This window comes from Amycolatopsis sp. 3B14, from assembly GCF_050958625.1.
Classification (GTDB): Bacteria; Actinomycetota; Actinomycetes; order Mycobacteriales; family Pseudonocardiaceae; genus Amycolatopsis_E; species Amycolatopsis_E thermoflava.
On record NZ_JBHZEN010000022.1, the window covers coordinates 36971 to 63125 of the forward strand.

At 71.9% G+C, this 26155-nt stretch carries 27 protein-coding genes; 20 read left to right on the plus strand and 7 right to left on the minus strand.

What is annotated here, in order from left to right:
* The first annotated feature begins 35 nt into the window (after positions 1-35).
* Positions 36-1022 (plus strand): NAD-dependent epimerase/dehydratase family protein, encoded by a 987-nt coding sequence (locus ACCP09_RS12730; RefSeq protein WP_433746054.1) that lies wholly within the window; start codon positions 36-38, stop codon positions 1020-1022.
* Here the strand turns inward: ACCP09_RS12730 and ACCP09_RS12735 are convergent.
* From ACCP09_RS12735 to ACCP09_RS12745, 3 genes are read right to left on the minus strand one after another with little or no spacing between them, the layout of a single operon-like run.
* The gene (locus ACCP09_RS12735; RefSeq protein WP_433746057.1) at positions 1008-2180 is read right to left on the minus strand and encodes a serine hydrolase domain-containing protein; all 1173 of its coding nucleotides are present in this window, start codon (positions 2178-2180) and stop codon (positions 1008-1010) included. The genes ACCP09_RS12730 and ACCP09_RS12735 overlap by 15 nt on opposite strands.
* An 8-nt stretch (positions 2181-2188) precedes the next feature.
* A complete protein-coding gene (locus ACCP09_RS12740; protein ID WP_433746060.1) occupies positions 2189-3157 on the minus strand; it encodes an LLM class flavin-dependent oxidoreductase in 969 nt (322 codons plus the stop codon).
* Between the two features lie 11 nt (positions 3158-3168).
* Positions 3169-3690 (minus strand): peroxiredoxin-like family protein, encoded by a 522-nt coding sequence (locus tag ACCP09_RS12745; RefSeq protein ID WP_433746063.1) that lies wholly within the window; start codon positions 3688-3690, stop codon positions 3169-3171.
* A gap of 72 nt (positions 3691-3762) precedes the next feature.
* Between ACCP09_RS12745 and ACCP09_RS12750 the strand changes: the two genes are divergently transcribed.
* A complete protein-coding gene (locus ACCP09_RS12750; RefSeq protein WP_027932464.1) occupies positions 3763-4371 on the plus strand; it encodes a TetR/AcrR family transcriptional regulator in 609 nt (202 codons plus the stop codon).
* Here ACCP09_RS12750 and ACCP09_RS12755 read toward each other — a convergent pair.
* Positions 4368-4808 carry a PPOX class F420-dependent oxidoreductase gene (locus ACCP09_RS12755; RefSeq protein ID WP_378336856.1) on the minus strand — a complete coding sequence of 147 codons (441 nt, stop codon included), beginning with the start codon at positions 4806-4808 and terminating at the stop codon, positions 4368-4370. The genes ACCP09_RS12750 and ACCP09_RS12755 overlap by 4 nt on opposite strands.
* Positions 4809-4918: 110 nt before the next feature.
* On the opposite strand from ACCP09_RS12755, the gene ACCP09_RS12760 reads away from it, so the two are divergent.
* From ACCP09_RS12760 to ACCP09_RS12785, 6 genes are read left to right on the plus strand one after another with little or no spacing between them, the layout of a single operon-like run.
* The gene (locus ACCP09_RS12760) at positions 4919-5233 is read left to right on the plus strand and encodes an ArsR/SmtB family transcription factor (protein WP_017986838.1); all 315 of its coding nucleotides are present in this window, start codon (positions 4919-4921) and stop codon (positions 5231-5233) included.
* On the plus strand, positions 5230-6171 hold the full coding sequence (locus ACCP09_RS12765; RefSeq protein WP_433746068.1) for an SRPBCC family protein: 942 nt from the start codon (positions 5230-5232) through the stop codon (positions 6169-6171). Before ACCP09_RS12760 ends, ACCP09_RS12765 begins: the two co-directional genes overlap by 4 nt.
* A complete protein-coding gene (locus tag ACCP09_RS12770; protein ID WP_433746070.1) occupies positions 6168-6530 on the plus strand; it encodes an SRPBCC domain-containing protein in 363 nt (120 codons plus the stop codon). The genes ACCP09_RS12765 and ACCP09_RS12770 overlap by 4 nt, the downstream gene beginning before the upstream one ends.
* A gap of 10 nt (positions 6531-6540) precedes the next feature.
* Entirely contained in the window at positions 6541-7533 is a 993-nt protein-coding gene (locus ACCP09_RS12775) for a hypothetical protein (protein WP_433746073.1), read from the plus strand.
* Between the two features lie 47 nt (positions 7534-7580).
* On the plus strand, positions 7581-9221 hold the full coding sequence (locus ACCP09_RS12780) for an acyl-CoA carboxylase subunit beta (RefSeq protein WP_017986835.1): 1641 nt from the start codon (positions 7581-7583) through the stop codon (positions 9219-9221).
* A 9-nt stretch (positions 9222-9230) separates the two neighbouring features.
* Positions 9231-9470, plus strand: a complete 240-nt coding sequence (locus ACCP09_RS12785) for an acyl-CoA carboxylase epsilon subunit (RefSeq protein WP_027932469.1) — start codon at positions 9231-9233, stop codon at positions 9468-9470.
* A 48-nt stretch (positions 9471-9518) separates the two neighbouring features.
* Here ACCP09_RS12785 and ACCP09_RS12790 read toward each other — a convergent pair whose 3' ends face one another.
* Positions 9519-10763 (minus strand): MFS transporter, encoded by a 1245-nt coding sequence (locus tag ACCP09_RS12790; RefSeq protein WP_400990013.1) that lies wholly within the window; start codon positions 10761-10763, stop codon positions 9519-9521.
* Positions 10764-10822: 59 nt separating this feature from the next.
* Between ACCP09_RS12790 and ACCP09_RS12795 the strand changes: the two genes are divergently transcribed.
* The 5 genes from ACCP09_RS12795 (at position 10823) to ACCP09_RS12815 (ending at position 15783) form a co-directional block, all read left to right on the plus strand.
* Positions 10823-11470, plus strand: coding sequence for a GntR family transcriptional regulator (locus ACCP09_RS12795; protein ID WP_027932471.1), 648 nt, complete (start codon positions 10823-10825; stop codon positions 11468-11470).
* A gap of 191 nt (positions 11471-11661) precedes the next feature.
* Positions 11662-12297 (plus strand): PadR family transcriptional regulator, encoded by a 636-nt coding sequence (locus ACCP09_RS12800; RefSeq protein WP_433746078.1) that lies wholly within the window; start codon positions 11662-11664, stop codon positions 12295-12297.
* A complete protein-coding gene (locus ACCP09_RS12805; RefSeq protein WP_433746081.1) occupies positions 12281-13720 on the plus strand; it encodes an MFS transporter in 1440 nt (479 codons plus the stop codon). The genes ACCP09_RS12800 and ACCP09_RS12805 overlap by 17 nt, the downstream gene beginning before the upstream one ends.
* 16 nt (positions 13721-13736) lie before the next feature.
* Entirely contained in the window at positions 13737-14363 is a 627-nt protein-coding gene (locus ACCP09_RS12810) for a Maf family protein (protein ID WP_433746083.1), read from the plus strand.
* 100 nt (positions 14364-14463) lie between these two features.
* Complete coding sequence (locus ACCP09_RS12815) at positions 14464-15783, plus strand: dicarboxylate/amino acid:cation symporter (RefSeq protein WP_433746086.1); 1320 nt, start codon at positions 14464-14466, stop codon at positions 15781-15783.
* Here the strand turns inward: ACCP09_RS12815 and ACCP09_RS12820 are convergent.
* The gene (locus ACCP09_RS12820; RefSeq protein ID WP_051362809.1) at positions 15780-16403 is read right to left on the minus strand and encodes a hypothetical protein; all 624 of its coding nucleotides are present in this window, start codon (positions 16401-16403) and stop codon (positions 15780-15782) included. The genes ACCP09_RS12815 and ACCP09_RS12820 overlap by 4 nt on opposite strands.
* Positions 16404-16582: 179 nt before the next feature.
* Here ACCP09_RS12820 and ACCP09_RS12825 point away from each other — a divergent pair, with 179 nt between their 5' ends.
* The 5 genes from ACCP09_RS12825 to ACCP09_RS12845 all read left to right on the plus strand — a co-directional run bounded on the left by ACCP09_RS12825 (position 16583) and on the right by ACCP09_RS12845 (position 20291).
* Entirely contained in the window at positions 16583-18382 is a 1800-nt protein-coding gene (locus tag ACCP09_RS12825) for an acetyl/propionyl/methylcrotonyl-CoA carboxylase subunit alpha (protein ID WP_027932478.1), read from the plus strand.
* A gap of 9 nt (positions 18383-18391) precedes the next feature.
* On the plus strand, positions 18392-18853 hold the full coding sequence (locus tag ACCP09_RS12830) for a DUF1707 SHOCT-like domain-containing protein (RefSeq protein WP_433746090.1): 462 nt from the start codon (positions 18392-18394) through the stop codon (positions 18851-18853).
* Positions 18850-19209, plus strand: a complete 360-nt coding sequence (locus tag ACCP09_RS12835) for a DUF1707 SHOCT-like domain-containing protein (RefSeq protein WP_400990008.1) — start codon at positions 18850-18852, stop codon at positions 19207-19209. The genes ACCP09_RS12830 and ACCP09_RS12835 overlap by 4 nt, the downstream gene beginning before the upstream one ends.
* Positions 19209-19544 (plus strand): hypothetical protein, encoded by a 336-nt coding sequence (locus ACCP09_RS12840; protein ID WP_027932481.1) that lies wholly within the window; start codon positions 19209-19211, stop codon positions 19542-19544. The genes ACCP09_RS12835 and ACCP09_RS12840 overlap by 1 nt, the downstream gene beginning before the upstream one ends.
* A gap of 108 nt (positions 19545-19652) precedes the next feature.
* Entirely contained in the window at positions 19653-20291 is a 639-nt protein-coding gene (locus tag ACCP09_RS12845; protein WP_378336844.1) for an AMP-binding protein, read from the plus strand.
* 1170 nt (positions 20292-21461) lie between these two features.
* On the opposite strand, the gene ACCP09_RS12850 is transcribed toward ACCP09_RS12845, so the two are convergent.
* A complete protein-coding gene (locus ACCP09_RS12850) occupies positions 21462-23174 on the minus strand; it encodes a glycerol-3-phosphate dehydrogenase/oxidase (protein ID WP_027932483.1) in 1713 nt (570 codons plus the stop codon).
* Between the two features lie 152 nt (positions 23175-23326).
* On the opposite strand from ACCP09_RS12850, the gene ACCP09_RS12855 reads away from it, so the two are divergent.
* Together ACCP09_RS12855 and glpK are read left to right on the plus strand one after the other, a co-directional pair.
* Positions 23327-24313, plus strand: a complete 987-nt coding sequence (locus tag ACCP09_RS12855) for an MIP/aquaporin family protein (RefSeq protein WP_051362810.1) — start codon at positions 23327-23329, stop codon at positions 24311-24313.
* Between the two features lie 51 nt (positions 24314-24364).
* Positions 24365-25870: a glycerol kinase GlpK gene (gene glpK, locus ACCP09_RS12860; RefSeq protein ID WP_431908521.1), complete on the plus strand. Its 1506-nt coding sequence runs from the start codon at positions 24365-24367 to the stop codon at positions 25868-25870.
* Positions 25871-26155: the final 285 nt, after the last annotated feature.

Here is a 26155-nt window from a genome sequence, read left to right on the forward strand (position 1 = left end):
GCCCGCTGCGGACGGACTCGGGCAGAGTCGATCACATGCGGGTGCTGGTACTGGGCGGGACGTCGTTCCTCTCGAAAACCGTTGCGGCCGAAGCGGTCCGGCGCGGGCACGAGGTCGTGTGCGCGGCGCGCGGCGTGTCGGGGAGCGTGCCGGAGGGCGCGCGGCACGTGCGTGTCGACCGGGACGAGCCGGGCTCCATCGACGTACTGGCGGGCGAGCGCTTCGACGCGGTAGTCGACATCGCGTACACCGGGCTGCGCTGGGTCCGGGACGCGTTGCGCACCATCACCGCCCGGCACTGGACGTACGTCTCCACGATCAACACCTACGCGGACACCGCGACGCTCGGCCAGACCGCGGAATCCCCGCAGCACGAACCGATCGAACGCGACCGGATCGACCTGGCCGAGATGACGCCCGAGGTCTACGGCGGCGTGCAGGTCGCCTGCGAGCACGCGGCGCGGGACGCCCTGGGTGACCGGCTGTTCATCGTGCGGCCGGGGCAGATCACCGGCCCGGGTGACTACATGGACCGCTTCGGCTACTGGCCGGCCCGCTTCAGCCGCGGCGGCCGCGTGGTGGTGCCGGACACCCCGAAGCAGCCGTTCCAGCACGTCGACGTCCGCGACCTCGCGGCGTGGATCGTGACGGCGGGCGAGCAGCGCCTCACCGGCGCCTTCGACGCGGTCAGCCCGGTCGCTCCGCTCGGCCCCGTGCTGGAGGAGATCGCCGACCTCGTCGCCCCGCCCGGCACCGAACTGGTCCCGGTCGCCGAGGAAACCCTGACCGCAGCGGGCGTCCAGCCGTGGTTCGGCCCGAAGTCGCTGCCGCTGTGGCTGCCGGCGAGCCACCACGGCCTCGCCGCGCACGACGCGTCGGCGGCGCAGGCGGCCGGGCTGGAGATCCGCCCGCTCGCCGACACCGTGCTCGCGGCCCTCGACGAGGAACGCGCCCGCGGCCTGGACCGCCCGCGCAAGGCCGGGCTCACCCCCGACGAGGAGGCCGCGCTAATCCGCGATTGACTGGTACACCGAGGTCCAGAAGTCCAGGTACAGGTTGTTGTACTGCGGGAACCCGGCCTTCTGCGTCAGCAGGATCCCGACCAGGTCCTCCTTCGGATCGGAGAACCACGACGTGCCGAGCCCGCCGTCCCAGCCGAAGCGGCCGGGCACCGACGCGATGTCGTCGCGCGCGGTGGTCATCGACAGGCCGAAGCCCCAGCCGCGCGTGTCGAAGTAGCCGGGGTAGAAGCCGGACACCGCCTTGTCCCCCGGCGTGAGCTGGTCGGTGACCATCGCCTCGACCGTGGGCCGCGCCAGCACCCGCCCGCTGCCACAACGTCCGAAGTGGAGCATCATCCGGCCGAAGCGCAACAGGTCGTCCACTGTGGACACGAGGCCGGCCGCCGCGGACGGGAAGCTGGGCGGGCGGGACCACTCGCCGTCCGGCGGGTCGTAGACCGTCAGGTCACCCCCGTACGCGGTGACCAGACGGCCGGCGTCCGCGGTGAACCGCGTGTCGTCCATCCCCAGCGGGTCCAGCACGGTCTCGCGCAGCACCTCCTCCAGCGAACCGCCCACCCGCGCCAGCAGCACGCCCAGCACGTCCGAACCCGTGTTGTACAGCCAGCGGCCGCCGGGCGGGCACATCAGCGGCAACGAGCCGAGACGCCGCATCCACTCGTCCGGCCCCGGCATCTCCGACGGCCTCGGCGGGCCCATCCCGATGCCCGCCTCGTTCGCCGCCCGCACGATCGGCGGCTCCTCCGGCAGGTACAGCTGGCCGAACCCCATCCGGAACGTGAGCAGGTCCCGCAGCGTGATGGCCCGCTCGGCGGGCACCGTCTCGTCGAGCGGCCCGTCGATCCTCGCGAGCACCCGCCTGCTCGCCAGCTCCGGCAGCAGTTCGTCCAGTGGCTCGCCGAGCCGGAGCCGGCACTGCTCGACGAGCGCCATCGCGGCCGCCGCGGCGATGGGTTTGGTCATCGAGCTGATGCGGAACAGGCTGTCCCGGCTCAACGCGGGGCCGCCGAACGCGACCGAGCCGAGCACGTCCACGTGCGCTTCCCCGTGGCGCTCGACGAGCGTGATCACCCCGGGGACCTCGCCGCGTTCGACGTAACCGGCCATCACGTCGTGGAGCCGCCCCAGCCGGGCTTTCGACAAGCCACCTGTGCTCATCGTCCGATTCAAGCCGAGCAGCGAGCCCCTGTGAAGACTTCGGCGCCCGCCCGCCGCACCGTGCGCAGCACCGCACCGGCCGAGCCCGCTCCCTCGGGCATCAGAATGATCCGGCCCGCGCCGAGCAGCTCCTCCCGCTCACGCAACTGCCGCGCGCACTCGTCCGGGTCGCCGGCGATCACGTTGCGCACGAGCTGCCGCGCCATCGCATCCGCGCGGTCGGCCGTCATCTCCGGCTGCGCGACCAGCCACCGCGCGCCCGGCGCGCCGCGCAGCAGCATCGCCCGCAGCCCGTCGACCAGCGACTCCTGTGCCGCGTCGGAGGTGTCGGCGATCGCGAAGTAGCTCGAATCGACGTTGTCGGCCGGGTCGATCCAGTGCCCGTGCTCAGCCGCCGCCTCCGTCTGCGCCTCGATCATCGCGCGCTTGTCGGCGATGCCGACGAACGGTCCGAGGATGATCGGCAACCCCAACTGGCCGGCCAGCCGCGCGGTCGGCACCGAGGCCGCGGACAACGCGAGCGGCGACCGCCCCGGCACGTCCGGCACGATCCGGAAGTCGTCGAACTCGCCGGTGCGCAAGGCTTCCGACAACTGGGCGAGCCGTCCCGAGATGTCGCGGTACCCGGCGAGCCCGTCGCCGAAGACCTCCAGGTCCACGCGGGGCTGGCCGCGCCCGACGCCGAGTGTGAACCGCCCGTCGCCGACGTGGTGCAGCAGCGCGGCCTGCTCGGCCAGCGCGACCGGGTGGTGGTTAGGCAGCACCGCGACCGCGGTGCCGACGCCGAGACCGGTGCGCCCGAGCAGGAACGCCGCCATCGCCACCGCCGACGGGGTGTGCACGGCGCTGGTGAAGTGGTGCTCAGTGGTCCACACCTCGTCCCACCCGGCGAGCTCGGCCTCCGCCGCGTAGCCGAGCGCCCAGCCGAACACCTCCGCCGAGGAAGCGCCGCTGCCGAAGGAATCCGTGAACAGCATCAGCCCGTGCTTCACCGGACGACCGCCGTCCGCGCGAGGGCCAGCAGCTCGTCGACCGACCACTGGTCGTAGGCGTGCTCGCCGTACTTCCGCGCCACCACGCGGCCGCCGGGGTCGATCAGGAAATCCGCGGGCAGCCCGAGCCGTCCGCCCTCCTGCCGGACCGCGGGCGGGCGGTACTTGCCGAGCAGCGTCAGGGCCGAGCCCCGCAGGATCGCGCCCCACGTCCGCGGGTGCAGCAGCGCGCGGCGGCCGGACTCGACGCCGAACTCGCGGTAGTACCGCTTGTCCGGGTCGGCGACGACGGCGAACGGCAGGTCGTAGCCGCGCAGCTCGTCGGCGGGCGAGTGGAAGAAGACCACCTCGCGGATGCCGGCGGCTTCGATCTCGGCGTGCCGCTGCACGACCGAGCGGAGGTGCAGGTTGCAGATCGGGCAGCCGGCGAAGCGCCGGAACTGCAGGTGGACCAGGCGTTCCGGGTCGGGAACACGGACGCGCTCGCCGCCGACCGCGTCCAGTTCGAAATCACGCATGGTGGACTCCTTCGTAAGCGTGTGGTGTACGCCTACGAACGTATGCGCGTATGCTGTACGCTGTCAAACGCCATGCCACGACCCCGCTCGTTGACCACCACGCAGATCGCCACCGCGGCACTGGCCGTGCTCGACCGCGAGGGGCTCGACGCGCTGTCGATGCGCACGGTCGCCAAGGAGCTCGGCATGGGCACGATGTCGCTCTACCGCTACGTGTCCGACCGCGACGAGCTCGAAGGCCTGGTGGTCGACCTGGTGCTGCAGGCGATCGACGTGACGGTGCCGCGCGGTTCGGCCGCGGAGCGGTTGAGCGTGCTGGCCGACCGGGTCCGGATCGCGGTTTCGCGGCACCCGGCGGTGGTGCCGTTGCTGCTGATGCACCGCCACCGCGTGCCCAGTTCGATCCGCTGGGGCGAGACGATGCTGACCGTCCTGACGGACGCGGGCCTCACCGGCAAGCGCCGGGCGATCGCGTTCCGGACGATCGTGGGTTACGTGTTCGGCGCGTTGCAGGTGGAACACTTCGGAGCGCTGTCCGGCGCGGGCACCGCCGCGCTGGCCGACCTGCCGCCGGAGGAGTTCCCGATCCTGTCCGAAACCGCCGCGCAGGCCCGGTCGATCCCGCCGGAGGAGGAGTTCCGACAGGGGTTCGACATCCTGCTGCGCGGCCTCGGGCTCTAGTCCGGCACGGGAAGCGCGCCGGGCGGGAGACCGTACACGCGGGACACCGGGAGGCGGATCACCACGCGCCGCTCGTCGACCATCCGCTGGTAGAAGCGGTCGAGATCGGCGTACGGATCCTCGAACCGCGAGGCGAGCTCGGCCATTTCCCGTCCGGTCGCGTCCCCCGGCTCAGCGCTGACCGGCGACACGTCGACGTCGCCCTCCACGACCGCGTACGCCAACCCGTCCGGCGCCGCGACGTGCAGCACCGCGCGCGGGTCCCGGCGCAGGTTCCACACCTTCGCGCGGTCCGCGGTCGAGCTGATCCGGATCAGCTTCTCCGCCGGGTACCAGCCGTAGACCACTGTGGACAGTTGCGGCCTGCCGTCGCGGCGGATCGTGGCCAGCGTGCCGAACTGGCGGCCACCGACGAGGTCGAGGAGTTCTTCGCTCATGAGCCGATCTTGTCCCGGCCGGCGCAGCCGCGGAAGAAGGCACTTCAACGTGCCCGCGGCACACCGATGTGACAGCTTGACTTATATTCCTCGGCGGTTATATTCCTCATATGGCATCAACGTTCGAGGTCCTCGCCGAGCCGCGGCGGCGCGAGATCCTCGACCTGCTCCGCACGTCGGAGCGCCCGGTCGGGGACCTCGTGGAGCGCCTGCGCCTCACCCAGCCCGCGGTGTCCAAGCACCTCAAGGTGCTCCGCGAAGCCGGGCTGGTGGAGGTCCGGCAGGACGCGCAACGCCGCTGGTACCGGTTGCGCCCGGAGCCGCTCGCCGAGATCGACGCCTGGCTGGCGCCCTACCGGCGCATGTGGAACGCAAGCCTGGACGCCCTCGAACGCCACCTGGACTCGATGGAGGACCCGAGGTGACCGAATTCCGCACCATCGCCGGAAAACCCGTGCTGCGCTTCGAACGGCGGCTGCGGCACCGGCCCGAGAAGGTCTGGCGAGCCGTCACCGACCCGGCCGAGCTGGCGCACTGGTTCCCGGCGCGCGTCGAAACCGAGGCGCGGATCGGCGCGCCGATCCGGTTCGTCTTCCCCGGCGACGCGCCCGTCGACGACGGCGGCACCGGCGAGGTCCTCGAATTCGGCCCGCCGAAGGTGTTCGCCTTCAGCTGGAACCTCGACGTGCTGCGGTTCGAGCTGGTGCCGGACGGCGACGGCTGCCTGCTGGTGTTCACCCAGACGATCGGCGGCGGCGACATCGGGCGGCTGGCCGCCGGACGGAACGCGATCGGCTGGGACACCTGCCTCGGCGCACTGACCGCGCGGCTGAACGGCGCCGACGCGCCCCCGCCGCCGGACTGGCTACCCGCGATGGAGCACTACATCGACCAGTTCGGCCTCGGCGACGGCTCGGTGCACGAATCGGCCGCCGGGTACGAGTTGCGGTTCGCCCGTGATCTGGTCTGGAAGCCCGGCGCCGAGATCTGGCAGCTGCTCACCGAGGACTCCCCGGTCGAACCCGGCGGCCCGCCGCCACTGCGCGCCACCAACGGCTACGTGCCCGCGGGGAAGATCGTCACCGCGTCCGCGCCGCACGTGCTGGAGTACGAGTGGCTGCACGACGGCGCGCCCGCGGGCCGGGTCCGGTTCGAGATCGTCGCGGCCGCCGAACTGGGCACCCGGATCGAACTCACGCAGACGGTCCCGTTCGCGCTGCAGCACCTGCGGGCCGAGCTGCTGGCCGCCTGGCACACCCACCTGGAGCTGTTCTTCGCCGCCACCTTCGGCGAGATCCGCTGCCCGTGGCCCGAGGAGCGCACGGCCCTGCTGACCAAGCGCTACGAGGAGAAGGTGCGGTGACCGATCTCGGTGAACTGCGCCGTCAGCCGGACGGCCTCGCCGCGCTCGTCTTCGAGCGCCACTTGAAGCACCCGCCGGAGAAGGTCTGGCGGGCACTGACCGAGCCCGGCGAGCTGGCCACCTGGTTCCCGGTGCACGTGCTCGAGTTCGCGGTGCACGTGCTCCGCTTCGCGGCGGAGCGCGGGGCCCCGGCTGCGGTTCGAGCTGCTGCGGTGGGAACTGTCCCGGCCGGCGCGGGCTGCGCCTCGTGTTCAAGGCCGCCTCGACCTCGGCAACGTCACGAAACTGAAGTGCCGGAGCGCAGCGAGCAGCGACAGCGTTCGCTCGCTGTTCACCCGCCCGCCGTCCGCGCGGCCTAGCTTGTCGATCATGACGAATCCGGTGACCCGGCGCGCGGTGCTCGGTGGTGGCCTCGCGCTCGCCGCCCTCGGGGGTGGGACCGCGGCCGCTTCGCATGCGCCGCGTGTGTTGATCGCGACCAACGAGCCGTGGGGCACCTACCACGTCAAACCGCTGCTGGCCGAGGCCGCGCGGCGCGGCTGGCGGCTGACGCAGCTGGTACCTGACCTCAGCCAGATCACCCCCGGCGACCCGGTGCCGGTCGCGACGCCGGACACCGCGCCGCGGGCGGACCTGCTCGTCGTCACCGGAGCCGGGGACTGGCCCGCCGACTGCGCGGCCCGCTTCCGGAAGCTGCCGCTCGTCGCCAGTTCGCTCGCCTACCAGCAGCCGGTCCGGGCCGCGCGTGCGAAGGAGCTGCACCCGCGGCTGGTCACCTCGTCCTCCCCGGCCGAGGCCCGCGCGTTCGGCGCCTACCTCGGCACGCGCCGACGCATCGAGGTCGTCGGCTCGCCGCAGACCGACGGCCTGCCCGAGCGCAAGCCGGAGCCGGGTCTCGTCCTGGTGCTCACCAGCGTCACCCACCCGGACGGCACCGGTTCCGCGGCGCCCGGCACCGAACTGCTGCTCGCGTCGGCGGAGAAACTCGCGGCGGCAGGCAAGCGGATCCTCGTCGGCCTGCACCCGCGTGAGGACCGCACGCTGTGGGACCGGTACGAGATCAGCGACGTCGCGTCCGTGCAGGCCGCGGCCCGCGCCGAAGCCGCCATCGGCATCCCGGGCACGGTGTTCCCGCTGGTCACCGCGGTCGGCACGCCCGTGGTCGGGGTGACCGACCCGGCCCTGACCGTGCCGGACTACCTGCTGTCGGTCTGCTCGTCGACCATTTCGGACGCCGCGCAGGCGGTGGCGGCGATCGACTCGGCTCAGCTGCCGGACGCGCAGACCCTGGCCGACGCGGTCGGGCCGGTCGGCGGATCGGCCCGGCGGCTGCTCGACGCGTGGTCGCGGTTCGCCAGGTGAGGTTCACGCCACACACGCGCCCCTTGCGCAGTAGATAGGCTCCCGTCATGAGCAGCGCGACGGAGCCGATCGGGACGCCTCCGGCGGAGGAGCCGGACATCCACACCACGGCCGGGAAGCTGGCCGACCTGTACCGCCGGAACGACGAGGCGGTGCACGCCGGGTCCGCCCGTGCCGTGGAGCGTCAGCACGCGAAGGGCAAGAAGACCGCCCGCGAGCGGATCGACCTGCTGCTCGATCCCGGCTCGTTCGTCGAGCTCGACGAACTGGCACGGCACCGGTCGACCAACTTCGGGCAGGAGAAGAACCGCCCGTACGGCGACGGCGTGGTGACCGGGTACGGCACCATCGACGGCCGCCCGGTGTGCGTGTTCAGCCAGGACGTGACCGTGTTCGGCGGTTCGCTCGGCGAGGTCTACGGCGAGAAGATCGTCAAGGTGATGGACCTGGCCATCAAGACCGGCCGCCCGATCATCGGCATCAACGAGGGCGGCGGCGCGCGCATCCAGGAGGGCGTGGTCTCGCTCGGCCTGTACGGCGAGATCTTCACCCGCAACGTGAAGGCCTCCGGCGTCGTCCCGCAGATCTCGCTCATCATGGGCGCCAACGCGGGCGGGCACGTCTACTCCCCCGCGCTCACCGACTTCATCGTGATGGTCGACCAGACCTCGCACATGTTCATCACCGGTCCGGACGTCGTGAAGACGGTGACCGGCGAAGAGGTGACGTTCGAGGAGCTGGGCGGCGCCCGGACGCACAACACCAAGTCGGGCAACGCGCACTACCTCGGCACCGACGAGGAGGACGCGATCGCCTACGTCAAGGAGCTGCTGTCCTTCCTGCCGTCGAACAACCTGTCCGAGCCGCCGGTGTTCGACTCGCCGGAGCCGACCGACGGGTCGATCGCCGACGGCGTCACCGAGTCCGACCTCGAGCTGGACACCCTGATCCCGGACTCGCCGAACCAGCCCTACGACATGCACGAGGTCATCACCCGCGTGCTCGACGACGGCGAGTTCCTGGAGGTCCAGGAGCTGTTCGCGCCGAACGTGATCGTCGGGTTCGGCCGGGTCGACGGGCACGCGGTCGGCGTGGTCGCCAACCAGCCGACGCAGTTCGCCGGCTGCCTCGACATCGACGCCTCCGAGAAGGCGGCGCGGTTCGTGCGGACCTGCGACGCGTTCAACGTGCCGGTGCTGACGTTCGTGGACGTGCCGGGCTTCCTGCCGGGCACCGACCAGGAGTGGAACGGCATCATCCGTCGCGGCGCGAAGCTGATCTACGCCTACGCCGAGGCGACGGTCCCGCTGGTCACGGTCATCACGCGCAAGGCCTACGGCGGCGCCTACGACGTCATGGGCTCCAAGCACCTCGGCGCGGACATCAACCTGGCGTGGCCGACCGCGCAGGTCGCGGTGATGGGCGCCCAGGGCGCGGCGAACATCGTGCACCGCAAGACGCTCGCCAAGGCCGCCGAGGAGGGCAAGGACGTCGAGGCGCTGCGGGCCGAGCTGATCCAGGAGTACGAGGACACGCTGCTCAACCCGTACGAGGCGGCCGAGCGCGGCTACGTCGACTCGGTGATCGTGCCGTCGCACACGCGCGGCCACGTGGCCCGCGCGCTGTCCATGCTGCGTGACAAGCGCGAGACGCTGCCGCCCAAGAAGCACGGCAACATCCCGCTGTAAGGGGGAGCGATGAGCGAGTCCGAGGAAACCCCGCCCGCCCGGCCGTTGCTGCGCATCGTGCGCGGCGACCCGAGCGAGGCCGAGCTGGCGGCGCTGACCGCCGTAGTGGCGGCGGCCGCGTCCGCGCCGGGCGAGGAGCCGGAGAAGCCGGAGCGGACCTCGTTCTGGGCGGACCGCGCCGCCCTGGTGCGGCGGCCGTTGCCGCAGCCGGGTTCCGGCGCGTGGCGGGCTTCGGCCTGGCCGCGCTGAGTTTCCGTTCTGCGCCGGTGGGCCCGCCCACCGGCGCAGAGCCTGCGGCTAAGCGGCCAGCTCCAGCTCGCGCGGACGCACTCCGGCGTGCTTGTGCAGGGTCAGCAGCCGCACGGTGCCTGTCAGTCCCATCGCCAGCGCGACCAGGAACGACAGCCGGTAGGCCAGCGGCCCGGCCACCCCATGCCGCAGCAGTTCGTCCAGCAGCAGGCCGGCCCCCAGCTCGGCGACCACCGCGAAGGTGAATCCGCCCATGTTGGCCACTCCGCTCGCCACCCCGGCCTGGTGCCCGTGGTTGGCCGAGCGCGCCAGGTCGAAGGCGAGCATGCTCACCGCGCCCGCCGCGCCGATCAGGAACAGCACCGGCCCGAGCACGGCCACCGGCAGCGGTCCGGGCACCACGACCAGCACCGCCCAGCACGCGACGCTCACCACCGCGGCCCAGGCCACCATCGGTCCGCGCACGCCGGGCCGCCGGGACGCCAGCTGCCCGGCGAACGTCCCGGCCAGCACGAACCCGCCCACCACCACGGTCAGCAGCGCACTCGCCGCCGCCGGGGTGCGGCCCTGCGCGTGCACCAGGTACGGCTGCCCGAGCACCGCGGTGAACGTGACGAACGCGCCCATCAACGTGAAGTGCGTCCACATCGCGTGCCGCGTCCCGCGGTTGCGCCACGCGTGCCGAAGGCTCACCCGCAACGGTTCCCGCGGCTCCTCGCGCACCGCCACCGACGGGCCGTCCCGCAGCGCGACGCCGACCGCGACCAGCAGCACGGCCGTGATCACGCCGGCCACCAGGAACGCGGGCGTCCACCCGAACCCGGTGAGCAGTGCGGCCAGCGGCGCGGTCGCGATCAGCTGGCCGAGCCCGCCGATCATCCCGGTGAGCGCCGCGACCAGCGCGTACCGGCGGCCGGGGAACCAGTTGTGCGCGAGCCGCAGCACGTTGACGAACAGGAACGCGTCACCGGCGCCGATCAGCGCGCGGCCCGCCATCGCGGCTGGGTAGGCCGTGGCCAGCGCGAACACGATCGACCCCGCGGCCATCAGCGCCATCCCGAGCGCCAGCAGGCGCCGCGGCCCGAAGCGGTCGGCGGCCGCGCCGACGGGCACCTGCAGCAGCGCGTAGAGCACGAGCTGCACCACGGAGAACGCGGCCAGCCCGGTCGCGTCGATCGAGAACCGCTCCTGGGCGGTGAGACCGGCGACCGAGAGGCTCATCCGGTGGAACAACGCAGTCAGGTAGCACAGCGCCCCCAGCCCCCACATCAGCCAAGCCCTGCCCGCGGCCACCGGATCACCTCCTGTTGCATCTATCTTGTATCTATCAGCCTCCTGGCTACGATGCGCGCATGTCAACGAGGGACCGCTCACAGGCGGCCGGCGACCGGGCCTACCAGTGGACCAAGGACCGCATCCTGGACGGCCGCCTCGAAGGCGGACGGCTGATCAGCGAGGGCGAGGTCGCCGAGGCGCTGGAGCTGTCCCGCACCCCGGTCCGCGAGGCGTTCCTGCGGCTGTCCGCCGAAGGTCTGCTCCGGCTCTACCCGAAGCGCGGCGCGCTGGTCGTCCCCGTGTCGCCGAACGAGGTGCACGACATCGCCGAGGCCCGGATCTTCCTGGAGCGACACGCGGCCGCGAAGATCATCGCCGCCGGGACGCACCGCGAGGTCGCCACGAAGATGCGCGCCGTGCTCGACGAGCAGCGCGCCGTGTCGATGCCCGAGCACACCGCCCGCTTCACCCAACTCGACCGCGAGTTCCACGCGACGCTCGTCGAGGCCGCGGGCAACGCCCTGCTCGCCGAGTTCTACTCCGGCCTGCGCGACCGCCAGCTGCGGATGGTCAACACCGCGCTGCGGGACAACACGGTGCGCCCGCCGATCATCCTGGCCGAGCACGAGCGCATCTGCGACCTGCTCGCCGACGGCGACGCCGAGCCCCTGCAGGCGCTGATCGGCAACCACATCGCCGCCGTCCGGGACGAAGCCGCGCACTGACCCCGCCGCTAAGGCACCGACGCGAGGAAAGCCCGCACGCGGTCCAGGAGCGTCCCCGCCGCTTCGGCGGCGTGCGCGGGCAGCTGTCGGGCTTCATCCGGCACGCACGCATCTCCGCGGACCAGGCCCCGCTTGCCCAACCAGACTTCCACACCATATAGTCCACATGGAATAACCGGACTGGAGCGATCATGGCTTCCCCGAAACTGACTCCGATGGCGATGGCCGTACTGGAACTGCTGCACGAGCGGCCGATGCACCCGTACGAAATGACCCAGCTGATGCGCGACCGCCACCTGGACAACCGGGTCGCGGTGAAGGCGGGCTCGCTGTACCACACGGTCGACCGCCTGCTGGCCGCCGGACATATCAAGATCGTCGAGACCCAGCGCGCCGGCCGTCGCCCGGAGCGCACCGTCTACGCGCTGACCGAACAGGGCCGGGACGCGTTCGTCGACCGCGCCAAGACGATGCTCGGCACGATCGCCAACGAGCACCCCGAGTTCCTCAGCGGCCTCGGCGCGATGGACGACCTCGGCCGCGAAGCCGCGTTGGAGCAGTTGCAGATGCGCCTGCTGCACCTGGAGGCGAAGGCCGCGGCGCAGGAGGTCATCACGCGCAGGCTGGTCGACGAGGTGCCCGCGATCCACTGGGTCGACTGGCGCTACACGACCGCGCAGGTTCGCTTCGAACTGGAGTGGACCCGGCAGCTGGTGGACGACATCACCAGCGGCCGTCTCGACTGGACGGGCGACTGCCACCCGGACCGCCTCCACGCGGTCCCTGTCGAATCCACTGAGGACAGATCCGATGACCGAGCGAGCTAACCCGTGGGCGGCGCTGATCGCGCTGTGCATCGGGTTCTTCATGATCCTGCTGGACACCACGATCGTGTCCATCGCGATCCCGTCGATGGTGAAGGGCCTGAACACCGACCTCAACGCCATCGTCTGGGTCATGAGCGTCTACCTGCTCACCTACGCCGTGCCGATGCTGTTCACCAGCAGGCTCGGCGACCGTTTCGGGCCGAAGCGCCTGTACCTGGCCGGGCTCGCGGTGTTCACGCTCGCGTCGCTGTGGTGCGGCCTGTCCGGCACCGCCGAGATGCTGATCGCGGCGCGCGCCGTGCAGGGGCTGGGCGCCGCGCTGATGACGCCGCAGACGCTGGCGTTCATCACGCACCTGTTCCCGCCTGCCAAGCGCGGCCCGGCGATGGGCATGTGGGGCGGGGTGGCCGGCCTGGCCACGATCGCCGGGCCGCTGCTCGGCGGCGTGCTGGTCGACCAGCTGGGCTGGGAGTGGATCTTCTTCGTCAACGTGCCCGTCGGCGTGGTGGGCCTGGTGCTCGCGGCGCTGCTGGTGCCGGACTGGCAGCCGCGCAACTCGCACTCCTTCGACCTGCCCGGCATCGTGCTGTCGGTCGCCGGGCTGTCGCTGCTGGTCTTCGGGCTGCAGAACGGGCAGCACTACGACTGGGGCACGGTCGCCGGCCCGGTCAACGTGGCCGAGGTGATCGCCGCCGGGGTGCTGCTGCTGGCCGGGTTCGTGGTGTGGCAGCGCTACAACCGCCGGGAGCCGCTGCTGCCGCTGCGGGTGTTCGCCAACCGCAACTTCTCCGCGGGCACGCTGACGGCCGTCACGATCGGCTTCTCGATGACCGCGATGTTCCTGCCGCTGGTGATCTACGTGCAGGACGTGCTGCTGCTCTCCCCCACCGAGGCCGGGCTGGTCACGGCGCCGATGTCGCTGCTGTCCGGGATCATCGCGCCGTTCATCGGCCGCCTGTCGGACCGGACGAACCCGAAGTACCTGGTGATCTTCGGGATCGTCGCGCTCGTCGCCGGCCTGGGGCTGATCGCGTTGATGGCGCGCGAGACGAGCACCTGGTGGGTGACCTTCCCCGGCCTGTTGCTGTGCGGGGTGGGCATCGGCTCGGTGTTCGCGCCGATGAGCAACGTGACGATGAGCTCGGTCGAGCCGCGGCTGGCAGGCACCGCGTCGGGCATCTTCAACACGGCCCGTCAGGTCGGCGGCGTGCTCGGCAGCGCGGCGTGCGGCGTGCTGCTGCAGGCCCGGATCAGCGCGGGCATGGCGAGCAGCGGCGGGAACTCCCCGCAAGCGCTCACGGACGCGGCGCGCGAGACGTTGTTGCTGCCGGTGGCCGTGCTGTTGCTGGGGATCATCGCGGCGGCCGCCATGCGCCGCCCGGCTCCGCGGCCCGCGCCCGCCCCAGCCGCCACGCGGGCCTGACGGATACCCTCCCGACGTGCACTTCGTTCTGGCCTCACAGTCCCCCGCGCGCCTGGCGGTGCTCCGCGCCGCGGGCATCGAACCGAGTGTCGTGGTCTCCGGCGTCGACGAGGACGCCGTGGCCGCGGCCCTGACCGACCCGTCGCGCGAAGAGCTCGTCACCGCCCTCGCGCTCGCGAAGGCCGAGGCCGTGCTGGCCGAGGTCGCCCGCACGCACGCGGACGCGGTGGTCGTCGGCTGCGACTCGATGCTCTCGTTCAACGGCGAGATGCTCGGCAAGCCGGGCGACGCGGAGACCGCGCGCAAGCGCTGGGCCCAGATGGCGGGCGGCACCGGCGACCTGCTGACCGGCCACGCGGTGCTGCTGGTCAAGGGCGGCGAGAAGGTCGAGCAGGCCGTCGGCACCCAGACCACGCGGGTGCGGTTCGCGTCGCCGTCCGAGGCCGAGATCGACGCCTACGTCGGCACCGGCGAGCCGCTGCGAGTGGCCGGGGCGTTCACGCTCGACGGGCTCGGCGGGTGGTTCGTGGAGGGCATCGACGGTGACCCGTCCAGCGTGATCGGGATCAGCCTGCCGCTGACCCGGCGGCTGCTCGCCGAGGTCGGGGTCAACGTGACCGACCTCTGGTCTCCCACATCCTGAGAACTCCCCCACACGAAGGGGGCATGGGGAAGAGTCCGGTGACGCCACGTGTTGACCACACGCGGCACAACCAGTGACTTTCACGCCCCGGAGCGAACTCGTGTCCCTGTTACGGACCTACACAAAACCCAAGGTCTTCGGCCTGATCGTGGTCGTCGCCCTCGTCGTGGGCGCCCTGCTCGGCGTCCTCGCGAAGCAGACCGGCCAGGACTGGCTCGTCACGACCCTCGACACGATCGGGTCGATCTTCACGAACCTGCTGCAGGTCACCGTCCTGCCGCTGGTCTTCACCGCCATCGTGCTGGGCATCGTGAGCCTGCGCGGCCTCGGCGGCGCCCGCACCGCGGCCCGGCTGGGCGGCAAGACGGTGCTGTGGTTCGCGACGACCTCGCTGATCGCGGTGCTCATCGGCATCGTCATCGGCAAGATCGTGAACCCGGGCAGCGGCGTCTCGCTGCAGCCCCAGCCCTCGACCGTGGAGAAGCTCGCCTCGCGCGACCAGGGCTCGTGGCTTGACCTGATCAACAACCTGGTGCCGAGCAACCTGTTCGAGGCCGTCGCCGACGGCGAGATCCTCCAGGTCGTGCTCGTGTCGCTGGCCGTCGGCCTCGCCGCGTACGCGCTGGGCGACCGCGCCGAGCCGTTCGTGAACTTCAACCGCGCGGTGTTCGACATCGTGCAGAAGGTGCTGGGCTGGATCATCCGCCTCGCGCCGCTGGGTGTGCTCGGCCTGATCGGCAACGCGTTCGCCACCTACGGCGACCAGTTCGTGCGGCCGCTGCTGTCGCTGATCGTCGCCGTCTACGCGGGCACGCTGCTGGTGCTGTTCGGCGTGTACCCGCTGCTGCTGCGGTTCGTCGGCAAGGTGAGCCCGGCGGTGTTCTTCCGCAAGTCGTGGACGGCGCTGCAGTTCGCGTTCGTGTCCCGCTCGTCCGGCGCGACGCTGCCGCTGAGCCGCCAGACCGCGGTGAACCTGGGCGTCGACCCCGGCTACGCGAGCTTCGCGGTCCCGCTCGGCACGACGACCAAAATGGACGGTTGCGCCGCGGTTTACCCCGCGGTGGCGACGATCTTCATCGCGAACCTGTTCGGCATCTCGCTGTCCTTCGGCGACTACCTGCTGATCGTCGTGGTCGCGGTGTTCGGCGCGATCGCCACCGCCGGGGTGACCGGCTGGTTCACGATGCTCACGCTGACGCTGAGCACGCTGAACCTGCCGCCCGAGGTGATCGCCACCGGGATCGCCGTGATCTACGGCATCGACCCGATCCTGGACATGATGCGCACGGCGACGAACGTGGCGGGCCAGATCGCGATCCCGACATGGATCGCGCGCACGGAAGGCCTCCTCGACGACGAGGTCCTGAACTCCCCCACCGCGGCGCCCCTGCTCGACACCCCGCAGCCGGCGCACGCCTAGCCGCAGGCGCGCAGGTCGCCCGGGTTGAGCTGCACCTCGGGCCAGCCACGCAGTTGGCTGACCGAGGTGTAGCGCCGGGTGCAGCCCAGTGCGCTGCCGTCGAGCGCGAACACCCGCGCCAGCACCGGCGACGTCTGCACGACCACCACCTCGGGCGCGGTGTCGCCGGTGACGTCGTCCAGGCGCACGACCCCGCCGCTGGAGTAGTAGGGCTTGTCCACCGAGCGCCAGGTCCCGGCCCGGTCGACGAGCAGTTGCGCGATCGAAGCGCCTTCCTGCCGCGCGTGCACCAGGCAGGCCGACACCGCGCCGCTCACGCAGGACAACGAGTTCGCGTCCAGGCGCCCGCCCAGCGCGGTCACTGTCACCTCGATCGCGTTCGCGCCCGCCTGAAATCGCCCGTTGCCGCCCTGGGAATCGGCGAGCAGCTCGACCGGCTTGCCGTCCACGGTCGCCCGCGCCACCACCTGGCAGGGGCCCTCGCCGCAGTCCGCGCCCGCTGTCACCGCGGTGCTCCCGGCGCCTCCGACCGGCGCCTGCGCACTCGCCCCGTCCTCGCGCAGCAACCGCACGGTGACCAGCGCCGACAACGCCACGACGGCTGCCACGACCGCGGTCACGACAACCGATCGAGGCGCGCGTCCCCTGCCCACGTGCCCACCCCTTTCCCCTTCAGGGTAAGCGTGAGCCGGGTCTCACCGCAGCACGACTACTCCACCGTAAACTCCGGGAAAGGCCCGCGGAAGCGCCGCGCGACGCTCCGGGGGGATTGCGTGAAGGACCAGATGGAGGTAAGGGCGTGCCCGAGCAGGCCAGCGCGACCCAGGGCGGACCGGTGACGAAGATCCTCGTCGCCAACCGGGGTGAAATCGCGGTCCGCGTCATCAGAGCGGCCAAGGACGCCGGGCTCGCGAGTGTCGCGGTGTACGCCGAGCCCGACCGGGACGCGCCGCACGTCCAGCTCGCCGACGAGGCGTTCGCCCTCGGCGGCACCACGGCCGCGGAGAGCTACCTCGTCATCGACAAGCTCATCGACGTGGCCAAGCGCTCCGGCGCCGACTCCGTCCACCCCGGCTACGGCTTCCTCTCCGAGAACGCCGACTTCGCGCAGGCGGTCATCGACGCGGGCCTGACCTGGATCGGGCCGAGCCCGCAGGCGATCCGCGACCTCGGCGACAAGGTCACCGCGCGGCACATCGCGCTCAAGGCCGGTGCCCCGCTGGTCCCGGGCACCAAGGACCCGGTGGGAGGCGCCGAGGAGATCATCGCCTTCGCCGACGAGCACGGCCTGCCCGTCGCGATCAAGGCGGCCTTCGGTGGTGGCGGCCGCGGCCTGAAGGTCGCGCGCACCAAGGAGGAGATCCCCGAGCTGTTCGAGTCGGCCACCCGCGAGGCGGTCGCCGCGTTCGGCCGCGGCGAGTGCTTCGTCGAGCGATACCTCGACAAGCCGCGCCACGTCGAGGCGCAGGTGCTGGCCGACCTGCACGGCAACGTGGTGGTCGTCGGCACCCGGGACTGCTCGCTGCAGCGCCGCCACCAGAAGCTGGTCGAGGAGGCGCCCGCGCCGTTCCTCACCGACGAGCAGCGCCGCACGATCCACGAGTCGGCCAAGGCGATCTGCAAGGAGGCCGGCTACTCCGGCGCCGGCACGGTCGAGTACCTGGTCGGCCTGGACGGGACGATCTCGTTCCTGGAGGTCAACACCCGCCTGCAGGTCGAGCACCCGGTGTCCGAGGAGACCGCGGGCGTCGACCTGGTGCGCGAGATGTTCCGCATCGCACAGGGCGAGAAGCTGCGGTTCACCGAAGACCCCGAGCCGCGCGGCCACTCCATCGAGTTCCGCATCAACGGCGAGGACGCCGGGCGCAACTTCCTGCCCGCGCCGGGCACCGTCACCAAGCTGGTCTTCCCCGAGGGGCCCGGCGTGCGCGTCGACTCCGGCGTGGTCACCGGCAGCGTGATCGGCGGCCAGTTCGACTCGATGCTGGCCAAGGTCATCGTCACCGGCACCGACCGGCAGAACGCGCTGGAGCGCAGCCGCCGCGCGCTGGACGAGATGGTCGTCGAGGGCATGGCGACGGTCCTGCCGTTCCACCGCGTCATCGTGCGCGACCCGGCGTTCGTCGGCGACGAGGACGGCTTCTCGGTGCACACCCGCTGGATCGAAACCGAGTTCGACAACCAGATCGAGCCGTTCACCGCGGCCGCGGAGGCCGAGGAGGACGCCGAGCCGCGTCAGACGGTGGTCGTCGAGGTCGGCGGGCGTCGCCTGGAGGTGTCGCTGCCCGGTGACCTCGCGCTGGCGAGCGGCGGCGGCAAGGGCGGCGGCGCCGCGAAGGCCAAGCCGCGCAAGCGGGGCGGTGGCACGAAGGCCGCGGCGAGCGGTGACACCGTGGCCGCGCCGATGCAGGGCACCATCGTCAAGGTCGCGGTCGAGGACGGCCAGCAGGTCGAGGCGGGCGAGCTGCTCGTGGTGCTCGAGGCGATGAAGATGGAGAACCCGGTCACCGCCCACAAGTCGGGCACCGTGACCGGACTTTCCGTCGAGGTCGGCGCCGCTGTCACGCAAGGCGCTTCCCTGCTCGAAATCAAGGACTAATCTGACGGGGTGACCGAGGTTCCCTCGCCCGATCTGCGCATCGGCGACAACGACCGGGAGTCCGCGCTGAAGGCTCTCGGCGAGCACCTGAGTGCCGGGCGCCTGGACCTCGACGAGTACGGCGACCGTTCGGCGAAGGTCACCGCCGCCCGCACGCGGCGGGACCTCGCCGAGCTGTTCGCGGACCTGCCCGCGCCGCACCCGGTGTTCGAGCAGCCGCGGCAGGCGAAGGCGGTGGAGAAGAAGCCGGACCGGCCGCCGCAGTGGACCGAGCGCCCGACGTCGCAACGGGTGGCGGCGGCCGCGGTGCCGTTCCTGTGGGTCGCGGCGGTCTCGTTGTCGATCATCACCGGTGTCTGGTGGTGGATCGCCCTGCCGTTCGTGTTCACCGCGGCGGCCAGCGCGTTCTGGGGCAAGGACTGGGAGCGGGACCGGCACGGCGCCTACGACCGGCGGGACCGGCGCCGGTGAGCGACGAGCCGGACCTGCGGCTGTCCGACGCCGAGCGCACGGAGGCCATGGACGCCCTGTCCGAGCACGTCCGCACCGGCAGGCTGGACATCGACGAGTTCGGGCGGCGCTCGGCGCAGGTCGCCGCGGCCCGGACCCGGTCGGACCTGGTGCCGCTGTTCGCCGACCTGCCCGCGCCCCGGCCACGGGTGCTCGACCGGCCTGTGCCCGCCCGGCCGCCCGCGCGGAGGGTCGGGCTCGGGCTGCTTCCGCTGCTGGTGATCGCGGCGGTGGCGGCGTTCGTGCTGACCCGCGGCATGTGGGTGGTGCTGCTGGTGCCGGTGGTGATGGCGGTCGTGCTGAGCTGGCGGCGCTGATGGAGCCGGTGGAGATCAACGCGGGACGGTACTACCTGCGGCAGCTGCGGTCCGACGACCAGCTGGACGACCGCCCTGCGCTGACCGCGGCCGGGGTGACCGCGCCGAGTCAGTACGTCGCGCGGCGGGCGCGCGAGTGGGCGCGGGACGAGAGCTACGCGTGGGTGATCGCGGAGCCGCGCACCGGCGCGATGCTGGGCGAGGTCGTGCTCGGCACGGACGGGACCATCGAGGTCTGGACCTCTCCGGACGACGAGGTGGCCGAGCGGGACGCCGTGGCCGCGGTCGCCCGGTTCGCGGCGGGCGCGCTCGGGCTGGCGGTCCGGCGTCCGTAGCCGGATGTGGCCCAGTCCTCTTGTGCTCGCTGACACAATTCCTCGCGCGCCGTCGCGGGTTGTGGTGATCTGGATTCAGATTCCGATTCAGCGCTGAACGGGGGGAACGTGGGCGAGTCCAGCGTCTTTCTGACCCGCATCCTCGACGTGCTGTTAGATGGCGGCGACCAGATCGCTTTCGCCCATCGTGGCCGGTCGATGACGTATCGGGAGACCTTTGACACATTACGGCGGCTGCATGCGACTTTGAAATCCGAGGGGATCGTCCCCGGGCAGCTGGTCGCAATTACCGGCGGAAACGCGCCGGAAACAATTCTCCTGCAGTTCGCCTCCCAGTTGCTCGGGGCTCGCGTGGTGCACATCGACGAGGGTCGTTCCGATTTGCTGGAGCTGCTCGAGGTCGACCACGTGCTGACCACTGACCCGGAAGGCCCGCTGGTGACGTCCCGCGTCGCGCGAGCCGCGCGGCGGGACGAGGAGACCCCGCTGCCGCGCTCGATCGAGACGATGTTCTCCGGCGACGGCACGAACCTGGTCTGCTACCGGGACGTGTACGAGGAGATGGCCCGCACGACGCAACCGAACGCCGACGGACCGCAGCGGGTGCTGTTGATAGCGCCCCTGTCGCACCCGATCGGCAACCGGCTGACGTGCAAGGCCCTGCTCGCCGGCGACACGGTGGTCCTGCACGAGCGCGCGACGGGAACCGGAAGCTTCGCGGCAGCCAACCTCGCCGGCGAAGCCTGACAGACCTCTCGTTCACGCCCGCTCGATCCGCGACGCAGGTCACCGCCACGCAGGCACAGCGCGCCCCGCACGCCTGCCGCACGCGGCGGGCAAGCCCAGCTCGCGGCAGGCCGCGGCCCGCTCGAGCTGCGACGCGGCAGGCCCCCACCCCGCGACGCAAGTTACCGCCGCGCAGCCACAGCGCGCCCCACACGCCTGTCGCACGCGGCGGGCAAGCCCAGCTCGCGGCAGGCCGCGGCCCGCTCAGGCTGCGACGCGGCAGGCCCCCACCCCGCGACAGGCCGCGGCCACGGCCCCGGGCCTCGGCACGCTCGCGCCCCGCCGCCCCGCGACTCGGCACGGCACGCCCGCACGCCTTCCAGCAAGCGGCGGGCAAGCCCCGGCAGCGATCCAGGCCGCGGCCCTGCTCGGGGCCGCGCCACGAGCTACCGCCGCAGCCGCCCTGCCCGCGGCCCGCAGCCATCGCGCGCCCGCCACCAAGCGCCCCTACTCGGCCCGTTCGCGGCAAGGCCACGCGGGCCACCGCCCGCCGCGCCCCTCGCGCGATCGCGCGCGTGCCACCAAGCGGCCGGCAAGCCCCATCACGCGAGGCCGCGAGCCACAGCCCCCAGCGCACCCACCCGACGTGACCGCACGCACACGCCACGCATGCCGCGCGCCCACCCCCACCAAGCAGCCACCAGCCCCCGTCGCGGCGAGGCCGCGAAGCACAGCCGCCAACCTGCCCGGGGGGCACACGCCCGCACACGGGCCGCACTCGCAGCACGACCACGAACCCCCACCAACCAGCCACCAGCCCTATCACGGCGAGGCCGCGGACCACAGCCGCCAACCTGCCCACGGCCACACGCCCGCACGCACGCGCCGCACTCGCAGCACAACCACGAACCCCACCAAGCAGCCACCAGCCCCATCGCGGCGAGGCCGCGAACCACAGCCGCCAACCTGCCCACGGCCACACGCCCGCACGCACGCGCCGCACTCGCGGCACGACCACGAACCCTCACCAACCAGCGGCGCCCGGGCCTCCCACAGCAAGCCGCAGCCCCAACGCCCGGCCATGCTCGTCATCCGCGCCCCACCGCTCAGCCGCACGCCCAGCCCAGTCCAGCCACGCCGGGCCGGGGCTCAGCGGCAGGTGCCCCAGCGGTGCACCTCAGCCGCGAAAGCTCACCCCACCGGCGCGGTCAACAGGGCCCGCGCCTCCGGCGCGCTCGACCGCCGCTTGTCGGCTGCCTCGTCGCTCGGCTGCGTCTGCGAGTCCCGCTCCGCGGCCACCCTCGCGGTGTACACCTCGACCTCGCGCCGCACCGTCTCCTCGGACCAGCCCAGCACGTCGGCGACCATCCGAGCCACCCCCTCGGCGCAGTCCACGCCGCGGTGCGGGTACTCGATCGAGATGCGAGTGCGCCGCGCGAGGACGTCCTCCAGGTGCAGCGCGCCCTCGTGGCTGGCCGCGTACACCGCCTCGACCCCGAGGTAGTCCGGGGCGTGCTCGATCGGCCGCAGCAGCTCCGGCTTGCCGTCGCCGAGCGCCAGCACCTCGTGCACGAGCGAGCCGTACCGGTCGAGCAGGTGCCGGACCCGGTACGGGTGCAAGCCGTGCTGCGCGGCGAGGTGGTCGGCCTGGTTGACCAGCGCGTGGTAGCCGTCGGCGCCGAGCAGCGGCACCTTGTCGGTGATGGACGGCTGCAGCCGGCCGGGCAGGTCGGGCGCCGCGGCGTCGACCGCGTCCGCTGCCATCACCCGGTACGTCGTGTACTTGCCGCCCGCGATCGCGACCAGCCCGGGCGCCACGCGCGCCACCGCGTGCTCGCGGGACAGCTTCGACGTCTCCTCGCTCTCCCCGGCCAGCAGCGGCCGCAGTCCGGCGTAGACGCCCTCGATGTCGTCGTGCGTCAGCGGCGTCGCGAGCACCGAGTTGACGTGCTCGAGGATGTAGTCGATGTCGTTTTTCGTGGCCGCGGGGTGCGCCAGGTCGAGGTGCCAGTCGGTGTCGGTCGTGCCGACGATCCAGTGGTTGCGCCACGGGATCACGAACAACACGGACTTCTCGGTACGCAGGATCAGCCCGGACTCCGACACGATCCGGTCACGCGGAACCACGATGTGCACGCCCTTGCTCGCGCGCACCCGGAACCGGCCGCGGCTGCCGGACAGGCGCTGCAGCTCGTCGGTCCAGACCCCGGTGCAGTTGATGACCGCGTTCGCGTGGACCTCCGTCTCGCGCCCGTCCTCGACGTCGCGCACGCGCACGCCGGACACCCGGTCGGCCTCCCGCAGGAAACCGACGACCTGCGTGCTGGTCCGGACCACGGCGCCGTAGTGCGCCGCGGTGCGGGCGACGGTCATGGTGTGGCGGGCGTCGTCGGCCTGCGAGTCGTAGTACCTGATTCCCCCGATCAGGGCGTCGCGTTTGAGCGCGGGGACCAGTCGAAGTGCGCCCGCACGGGTGAGGTGCTTCTGCCCCGGCACCGACCGCGCGCCGCCCATCGTGTCGTACAGGAACAGGCCGGCCGCGGTGTAGGGACGTTCCCAGACGCGGTGCTGCAGCGGGTACAGGAAGCTGACCGGCTTCACCAGGTGCGGCGCGATTCGGGTGAGCATCAGCTCGCGCTCGCGCAGCGCCTCGCGGACGAGGCCGAACTCCAGCTGTTCGAGGTACCGCAGGCCGCCGTGGAAGAGCTTGCTCGACCGGCTCGACGTGCCGGACGCCAGGTCACGGGCCTCGACCAGGGCGACCCGCAGGCCGCGCGTGGCCGCGTCGAGCGCGGTGCCCGCGCCGACCACCCCGCCGCCGATCACCACGAGGTCGAACGTCTCCGCACCGAGCCGCCGCCAGGTCTCCTCCCTCGCCTCCGGCCCCAGCTTCGCCTCAGTCACTCCGGTTCCCCTCCCTCGTGAACGTCCGCTGCACCCACCCAGCATGACACGTTTCCGCACGTCCTCACCGCGCAAGCGCTTGTCGTTCGGTCGACGGGCGAGCACCATGTGACGTTCGGGACAACGTCGTCTCGCGCATTGGGAGGTGTGTCATGACCGACCGGACAGCCCGTCCCTGGACGCGGATGCGGCAGACCACGGCGGGTGAACTACTGGCGGAGTTCCTCGGCACCGCGATCCTCATCATCCTCGGTTGCGGATCCGTGGCCGTGGCCGTGGTCGGCCTGCCGGGTTCGGGCAGGCAAAGCGTCGACTTCGGGCCCGCCAACTGGCTGATCATCGCGTGGGGCTGGGGCCTCGCGGTGGTCTTCGCCGTCTACGTGGCGGGCGGGGTGAGTGGGGCCCACATCAATCCGGCGGTGACCCTGGCCTGGGCCGTCCGCCGCCAGTTCCCCTGGGCGAAGGTCCTGCCCTACTGGGCGGCCCAGGTGGTCGGCGCGTTCGCCGGCGCGGCACTGGTCCTGGGGGTGTACCACGACGCGATCGACGCGTTCCTCGCGTCGCAGAACCCGCCCACGGGCCGGGACGGTTCGGTGGGCACGTTCTCGATCTTCGCGACGTTCCCAGCGAAGTACTTCGGCGACGGGGTGTGGGGGCCGCTGGTCGACCAGATCGTCGGGACGGCGATCCTCGTCGCCATCATCGCGGCGCTCATCGACGCCCGCAACCAACCACCGTCGGCCAACCTCGCCCCGTTCGTGGTCGGCCTGGTCGTGGTCGCGGTCGGCCTCACCTACGGGACGAACGCCGGGTACGCGATCAACCCGGCCCGCGACTTCGGGCCCCGGCTGCTGGCGTTCGTCGCCGGGTGGGGGGACGCGGCCTTCCCGGGCAACGGGGACTGGTTCAGCTGGTACTGGTGGATTCCGATAGTCGGACCGCTCGTCGGCGGGGTGGTCGGTGTGCTGGTCTACGACTTCTTCATCGGCAGCGTGCTGGCCGTCCGGCCGGCGCCGGGTGCCGAGCCGACGCCGCCGCCCGGCCGCGTTCCCGGCTCCGCCGACAGCGAGGCGGGCGACGGCACCCGGGCCGAGGGGGACGTCCTGCCCGAGACGGACCAGACCCGGTCCGGGCGGTAGGTGCAGCGATCCGAATAGCCCAAAGGCAGGCAAATCAACGGGAGGAGTCCCATGGCCTCATATGTCGCCGCCATTGACCAGGGCACGACGTCCACCAGGGCGATGATCTTCGACCACTCCGGGCGGGTGGTCGCCGTCGACCAGCGGGAGCACGAGCAGATCTTCCCGCAGGCCGGCTGGGTCGAGCACAACGCGGAAGAGATCTGGGAGAACACGCGCGCGGTCACCGCGGGCGCGCTCGCCAAGGCCGACCTGCAGGCCGGGGACATCGCCGCGGTGGGCATCACGAACCAGCGCGAGACGGCGCTGGTGTGGGACCGGAAGACGGGCAAGCCGGTCTACAACGCGATCGTCTGGCAGGACACCCGCACCGACCGGATCGTCGACCAGCTCGGCGAGCTCGGCGGCGGCCAGGAGCGGTACCGGCCGAAGACGGGTCTGCCGCTGGCGACGTACTTCTCCGGGCCGAAGGTCAAGTGGATCCTGGACAACGTCGAGGGCGCGCGGGAACGCGCGGAGGCCGGTGATCTGGTGTTCGGCAACATGGACACCTGGACCGTGTGGAACATGACGGGCGGCCCGGACGGCGGGGTGCACTTGACGGACCCGACGAACGCGTCGCGCACCCTGCTGATGGACCTGGACACGCTGAGCTGGGACGCCGACATCGCGGCGGACATGGGGATTCCCATGTCGATGCTGCCGGAGATCCGTTCGTCGTCCGAGGAGTACGGCAAGGTGCGCCCGCGCGGGGTGCTGTCGGGTGTGCCGATCGCCGGCATCCTGGGCGACCAGCAGGCCGCGACGTTCGGGCAGGCGTGCCTGTCGCCGGGCGAGGCCAAGAACACCTACGGCACCGGCAACTTCGTGCTGCTGAACACGGGCACGGAGAAGGTGATGTCGGAGAACGGCCTCCTCACGACGGTCTGCTACAAGATCGGGTCGAACGACACGATCTACGCGCTGGAGGGTTCCATCGCGGTGACCGGTTCGCTGGTGCAGTGGCTGCGGGACAACCTCGGGATCATCAGCAGCGCTGCCGAGATCGAGGAGCTGGCGCGCACGGTGGAGGACAACGGCGGGGCGTACTTCGTGCCGGCGTTCTCGGGCCTGTTCGCGCCGCACTGGCGGTCGGACGCGCGTGGCGTGATCGCCGGGTTGACGCGCTACGTGAACAAGGGGCACATCGCGCGGGCCGTCCTGGAGGCGACGGCGTTCCAGACGCGCGAGGTGATCGAGGCGATGAACGCGGACTCGGGTGTGCCGCTGAAGTCGCTGAAGGTCGACGGCGGGATGGTCGTGAACGAGCTGTTGATGCAGTTCCAGGCCGACATCCTGGACGTCCCGGTGATCCGCCCGGTGGTGGCGGAGACGACGGCCCTCGGCGCCGCTTACGCCGCCGGCCTGGCGGTGGGTTTCTGGGCGAGCGAGGACGACATCCGCAACAACTGGGCCCAGGACAAGGAGTGGAACCCGTCGATGGACGCCCAGCACCGCGAGGCGCAGTACCACAACTGGAAGAAGGCGGTGACGAAGACCTTCGACTGGGTGGAGTGACGGATCGGGGCGCGCGCTTTCCGTTGCCCTGGCACGGTTTTTGGGCATGCGGAGGGCGCGCGCCTCACCCCCGGCGCGCTCGGGCGCCACACCCTGCGGCGAGCGGCGGCAGGCCGCGGGCGGCGCCGAGCCGCTGGGTGGAGTGACGGATCGCGGCGCGCGCTTTCCGTTGCCCTGGCACGGTTTTTGGGCATGGGGAGAGCGCGCGCCTCACCTCCGACGCGGTCGGGCGCCACACCCTTCGGCCAGCGGCGGCAGGCCGCCCGCGGCTCGGCGCCGCTCGCG

What these genes read in the sequence shown, in the direction of transcription:
- ACCP09_RS12730 (WP_433746054.1), top strand. Translation starts at nt 36, where the DNA reads ATGCGGGTGCTGGTACTGGGCGGGACGTCGTTCCTCTCGAAAACCGTT.
- ACCP09_RS12735 (WP_433746057.1), bottom strand. Translation starts at nt 2,180, where the DNA reads ATGAGCACAGGTGGCTTGTCGAAAGCCCGGCTGGGGCGGCTCCACGAC.
- ACCP09_RS12740 (WP_433746060.1), bottom strand. Translation starts at nt 3,157, where the DNA reads ATGCTGTTCACGGATTCCTTCGGCAGCGGCGCTTCCTCGGCGGAGGTG.
- ACCP09_RS12745 (WP_433746063.1), bottom strand. Translation starts at nt 3,690, where the DNA reads ATGCGTGATTTCGAACTGGACGCGGTCGGCGGCGAGCGCGTCCGTGTT.
- ACCP09_RS12750 (WP_027932464.1), top strand. Translation starts at nt 3,763, where the DNA reads ATGCCACGACCCCGCTCGTTGACCACCACGCAGATCGCCACCGCGGCA.
- ACCP09_RS12755 (WP_378336856.1), bottom strand. Translation starts at nt 4,808, where the DNA reads ATGAGCGAAGAACTCCTCGACCTCGTCGGTGGCCGCCAGTTCGGCACG.
- ACCP09_RS12760 (WP_017986838.1), top strand. Translation starts at nt 4,919, where the DNA reads ATGGCATCAACGTTCGAGGTCCTCGCCGAGCCGCGGCGGCGCGAGATC.
- ACCP09_RS12775 (WP_433746073.1), top strand. Translation starts at nt 6,541, where the DNA reads ATGACGAATCCGGTGACCCGGCGCGCGGTGCTCGGTGGTGGCCTCGCG.
- ACCP09_RS12780 (WP_017986835.1), top strand. Translation starts at nt 7,581, where the DNA reads ATGAGCAGCGCGACGGAGCCGATCGGGACGCCTCCGGCGGAGGAGCCG.
- ACCP09_RS12785 (WP_027932469.1), top strand. Translation starts at nt 9,231, where the DNA reads ATGAGCGAGTCCGAGGAAACCCCGCCCGCCCGGCCGTTGCTGCGCATC.
- ACCP09_RS12795 (WP_027932471.1), top strand. Translation starts at nt 10,823, where the DNA reads ATGTCAACGAGGGACCGCTCACAGGCGGCCGGCGACCGGGCCTACCAG.
- ACCP09_RS12800 (WP_433746078.1), top strand. Translation starts at nt 11,662, where the DNA reads ATGGCTTCCCCGAAACTGACTCCGATGGCGATGGCCGTACTGGAACTG.
- ACCP09_RS12805 (WP_433746081.1), top strand. Translation starts at nt 12,281, where the DNA reads ATGACCGAGCGAGCTAACCCGTGGGCGGCGCTGATCGCGCTGTGCATC.
- ACCP09_RS12840 (WP_027932481.1), top strand. Translation starts at nt 19,209, where the DNA reads ATGGAGCCGGTGGAGATCAACGCGGGACGGTACTACCTGCGGCAGCTG.
- ACCP09_RS12855 (WP_051362810.1), top strand. Translation starts at nt 23,327, where the DNA reads ATGACCGACCGGACAGCCCGTCCCTGGACGCGGATGCGGCAGACCACG.
- glpK (WP_431908521.1), top strand. Translation starts at nt 24,365, where the DNA reads ATGGCCTCATATGTCGCCGCCATTGACCAGGGCACGACGTCCACCAGG.